2 protein-coding genes are annotated in these 1621 nt (G+C 47.5%); both read left to right on the forward strand.

Annotated features, from left to right (window positions below; all coding sequences use genetic code 11):
* The first annotated feature begins 212 nt into the window (after nt 1-212).
* Nucleotides 213-488, forward strand: coding sequence for a preprotein translocase subunit SecG (gene secG / locus RMO35_RS07930; protein WP_309740033.1), 276 nt, complete (start codon nt 213-215; stop codon nt 486-488).
* A 174-nt stretch (nt 489-662) separates the two neighbouring features.
* A partial coding sequence (locus RMO35_RS07935; protein ID WP_309740036.1) for a Coenzyme F420 hydrogenase/dehydrogenase, beta subunit C-terminal domain occupies nt 663-1621 on the forward strand: 959 nt, incomplete at its 3' end.

Here is a 1621-nt window from a genome sequence, read left to right on the forward strand (position 1 = left end):
TTCAGCAGACTCGATCGCCCATGCGAGTAGGCGTGTAGGATGGTAACTGGGCAGGGTGTAGCAATGCCAATTAGCCGCCCTGCCCACTTACCATCACGGCATTTTATTCCGATCGTCAATATGCTCGATCGAGCTAGCTGAAATGGTTGCCGCTGCGATCGAAGAATCGAGATACAATAGATCGATGACTATTGAAGATTTAAGTTTGTTGAATGGATATTGTTACTGTTATTGAGATTATTTGGTCTGTGTCCGCATTTGGTTTGACAGCCATGGTGTTATTGCACAGCCCCAAAGGTGATGGAATCGGTGGAATCGGCGGTCAGGCACAGTTATTTAGCAGTACCAAAAGTGCCGAAAGCAACCTCAATCGGATTACTTGGGGTCTGTTTTTAGTATTTATTACACTCACGGTGATTCTTAGTGCTGGTTGGCTGACAAATACTACTTCCGCTCCAGTGGTGGCTCCGCCCGTAATTAGTAAATAAATTTGCGATCTCCGTTCAGGTGGATGGTTGTTAGGGTCGTTTTTAAATCCCCATCCTAACAACCCAATTATCAATTCTCAATTCTCAATTAATTTAAGTATCGATCCAGTCAAGTCCGATCGAGAACCGAGAGTTTGCGGATAAAATAACAAGACAATCGATCGAGCCTCCCACATGACTGCTGCGCCCAAACACCAGAAAGCCAAAGCCCTCAAACCCAACAGCAAACGCCCCGCCAAGGAACTCTGTAGCGAATGCGGGTTGTGCGATACCCACTATATCCACTACGTCAAAACAGCTTGTGCTTTTCTCAATCAGCAGATTCCCACCTTGGAGACTCAAACCCACGGGCGCAGTCGGGATTTAGATAAAGAAGATGACCTGTATTTTGGTGTCCATCAGCAGATGATGGCAGCGCGCAAAATCGAGCCGATCCCTGGTGCCCAATGGACGGGAATTGTCAGTACGATCGCGATCGAAATGTTAGAGCAGGGGCTAGTAGAAGGCGTTGTCTGCGTTCAAAACACGCCCGAAGACCGATTCACACCAATGCCGATCATCGCGCGGACTAGGGAGGAAATTCTCGCAGCTAAAGTCAATAAACCCACCCTCTCACCCAACCTCTCGATCCTCGAACAAATCGCCGAGTCAGGTTTGAAAAAGCTCCTAGTCATCGGTGTCGGCTGTCAAATTCAAGCCTTACGCGCCGTCGAAAAAGAATTAGGCTTAGAGCAACTATATGTACTCGGCACCCCCTGTACCGATAATGTCACCCGTGCGGGCTTACAAAAGTTTTTAGAAACCACCAGTCGATCGCCCGAAACGGTAGTTTATTATGAATTCATGCAGGACTTTAACGTCCACTTCAAACATGAAGATGGTTCGACCGAATTAGTACCCTTTTTCGGGTTGAATACTAAGGAATTAAAAGACGTCTTCGCCCCCTCCTGTTTGAGCTGTTTCGACTATGTAAACTCCCTCGCCGATTTAGTCGTCGGTTATATGGGCGCACCATTTGGCTGGCAATGGATCGTAGTTAGAAACGTTCGCGGTCAACAGATGTTAGAGTTAGTAAATATCGCGATCGAGACTCAAGCCGTGATGTCCAAAGGCGATCGGACAGCAGCCGTTCA

Source organism: Chamaesiphon sp. OTE_20_metabat_361, assembly GCF_031364565.1.

Bases quoted from the DNA above. Each gene is read 5' to 3' on its own strand.
- secG (WP_309740033.1), top strand. From the start codon at position 213: ATGGATATTGTTACTGTTATTGAGATTATTTGGTCTGTGTCCGCATTT.